Below are 2,586 nucleotides of genomic sequence, written 5' to 3'. Positions count from 1 at the left end.
GGAGGCGGGGTCCGCGCCGGGCTCGCCGGGGGCCGATGCGGTGCCCTCGCGCAGGGCCGCCCGCAGCTGCCCCGCCGACACCCGCCGGGCGATGCCGGCCTCGGCCCGCACCCGCAGCAGGTGCAGGGCGATGACGGACGCCACGTCGGTCAGCTCCCGGATGCGGTCCGGGGCGACGGGCGACTTGACCACGGCCCAGATGGAGCCCAGCCACTCGCCGCCCGCCCGGACCGGCACGATCAGCCGGGGCAGGGTGCCGTCGGGGCCCGCGGGCGTCCACACCGGGTCGGCTGAGCGGGCCAGCCTGCGGAACACACCGCTGGCCCGGAAGTGGGTGAGGGTCTCCGGCGGCACGCGGCGTCCCACGATGGTGGAGACCCGCGCCGGGTCGGTGGTGTCCTGCCGGGCCGAATAGGCGAGCACCCGGGACTGCGCGTCCTCGACCGTGACGGGCGCGTCGATGATCTCGGCCGCCTTGTCCGCCAGCGCGAACAGGTCGTTGTGCGGGCCGGACGCGCCGAACGCCCCGGCCCCGGGAGCGGAGGCGTGGTCGAGGACGCCCCGCAGCAGCCAGACGACGTGGGCCCACGAGGTGTGCGGGCGCAGCTCCACCAGCGCGGGTCCCGCTGCCCGCCGGGCGGCGCGCGCCACCTTCGTGTCACCCGCGACCGGCCCCTTCAGGACGACGCCCGCGGCCTGGGCGGCGGCGGCCCGTTCCAGCAGGGCGAGGGCGTCCGCCGCGTCGGTGACCCCGACGCCGAGCACCAGCTCTCCCGGCCGGCCCCCGGCGTCGCCGGGCTCGGCGAGGCTGACGTCGTGCACCTGGGCGTTCCCGGCGGCCACGACCGTGCGCAGGAAGCCGGAGCCGAGGGAGTCCACCAGGTCGGTGACGGCGATCATGCCCGCCACCCCGCGCCAACGGGCCGTACGGAAGGGGTCATGCACACATTGTGGCGCACGCGGATGGTGCTCGGCGCACCATCTGTCGCCGCGCTCTTGGCCGCCCGGCACAAAGACAACGTCTCCGGGCGGGCCCACCATCGTCGTACGCCCCCCTATTTTTCTTATCCTTGCAGTACGTGAGAAGAGGTTCCGCATGGCCCGCCCTTCCTCGCCCGCACACAACGGTCCGAGCCGTGTCGCCGTCGTCGGCGCCGGCATGGTCGGTCTGTCCACCGCCTGGTTCCTTCAGGAGCGGGGCGTCGAGGTCACCGTGTACGACCGTGACGGCGTCGCCGCCGGGTCGTCCTGGGGCAACGCCGGGTGGCTGACGCCCGGCCTGGCCACGCCGCTGCCGGAACCCGCCGTCCTCACCTACGGCGTGCGCGCGGTGCTCAGCCCGTCCTCCCCGGTCTACGTCCCGCCCAGCGCCAGCCCGAGCCTGCTGAAGTTCCTCACCGGCTTCGCCCGCAACAGCACCGCCACCCGGTGGCTGCGCGCGATGCGCGCCCTCGTCCCCATCAACGACCTGTCGCTGTCCAGCTTCGACCTGCTGGCCGACGGCGGTGTCGAGGCCCGCACCCTCGACGCCAAGTCCTTCCTCGCGGCCTACCGCACGGCCGAGGAGCGCAAGGTCCTGCTGGAGGAACTGCAGCACATCGACGCGGCCGGCCAGAGCATGGAGTTCGACGTGCTCGACGGTGACGAGGCCCGCGGCATCGAGCCCTCCCTGTCGGACGAGATCGGCGCGGCCATCCGCCTGCACGGCCAGCGCTACATCGACCCCGGTCACTTCGTGCACGCCCTGGCGGACTCCGTCCGCGCCCGGGGCGGGAAGATCGTGGAGAGCACGGAGATCACCGACGTGCACGACACCGGTGCCGCCGTCGCGGTCCGCACCGGCCACGGCGAGGTGGCGCGCTTCGACTCGATCGTCCTGGCCACCGGCGCGTGGCTCGGCCGGCACGCCCGGAAGTTCGGCGTGCGCTCCGTCGTCCAGGCGGGCCGCGGCTACAGCTTCAGCGTGCCGATCCAGCACGTCCCGGCCGGCCCGGTCTACTTCCCCGCCCAGCGCGTCGCCTGCACCCCGCTCGGGGACCGGCTGCGCGTCGCCGGGATGATGGAGTTCCGCAAGCCGGAGGCCCCGCTGGACTCCCGCCGGATCAACGCCATCGCCGAGGCCGCGCGCCCGCTGCTGAGCGGGGCCGACCTGAACGCCCGCCAGGACGAGTGGGTCGGCTCGCGCCCCTGCACGACCGACGGCCTCCCGCTCATCGGCGCCACCAAGTCGCCCCGCGTCTTCGCGGCGGGCGGCCACGGCATGTGGGGCGTCACCCTCGGCCCGGCGACCGGCCTGCTGCTGGCCGAGACGATGGTCACCGGCCGCCGCCCGGCCGAACTGTCCCCGTTCGACCCACTGCGCTGACCACTGAGCTGACCGCCGCGCCGCCGGGCGGGACCCCGACCACGGTCCCGCCCGACGGCCCCGGCTCCCGCGCCCCGGCTGGGTGGCTCCGGCGTTCGCGACCCCGCCCGGCGGCCTCGGCTCCCGCGACCCGGCTGGGTGGCTCCGGCCTTCGCGACCCCGCTCGGGGGTTCCGGTTTCCGTGCCCCGGCCCGGAGGTTCCGGCTGCCGCGCCCCGGAAC

Annotated in this window: 1 protein-coding gene and 1 pseudogene; one reads left to right on the top strand and one right to left on the bottom strand. The window is 75.5% G+C overall.

The annotated features are described in order from the left end of the window. Window positions 1-900: pseudogene (locus tag G3I53_RS21040) on the bottom strand (PucR family transcriptional regulator); the annotation flags it as partial. Between the two features lie 196 nt (window positions 901-1,096). Here G3I53_RS21040 and G3I53_RS21035 point away from each other — a divergent pair. Beyond that, window positions 1,097-2,365, top strand: coding sequence for an FAD-dependent oxidoreductase (locus G3I53_RS21035; protein WP_164333570.1), 1,269 nt, complete (start codon window positions 1,097-1,099; stop codon window positions 2,363-2,365). Window positions 2,366-2,586: the final 221 nt, after the last annotated feature.

It is taken from the genome of Streptomyces sp. SID14436 (assembly GCF_010548465.1).
Lineage (GTDB): Bacteria > Actinomycetota > Actinomycetes > Streptomycetales > Streptomycetaceae > Streptomyces.
This window is presented reverse-complemented; position numbering and strand designations above follow the sequence as displayed.

Bases quoted from the DNA above. Each gene is read 5' to 3' on its own strand.
- G3I53_RS21035 (WP_164333570.1), top strand. From the start codon at position 1,097: ATGGCCCGCCCTTCCTCGCCCGCACACAACGGTCCGAGCCGTGTCGCC.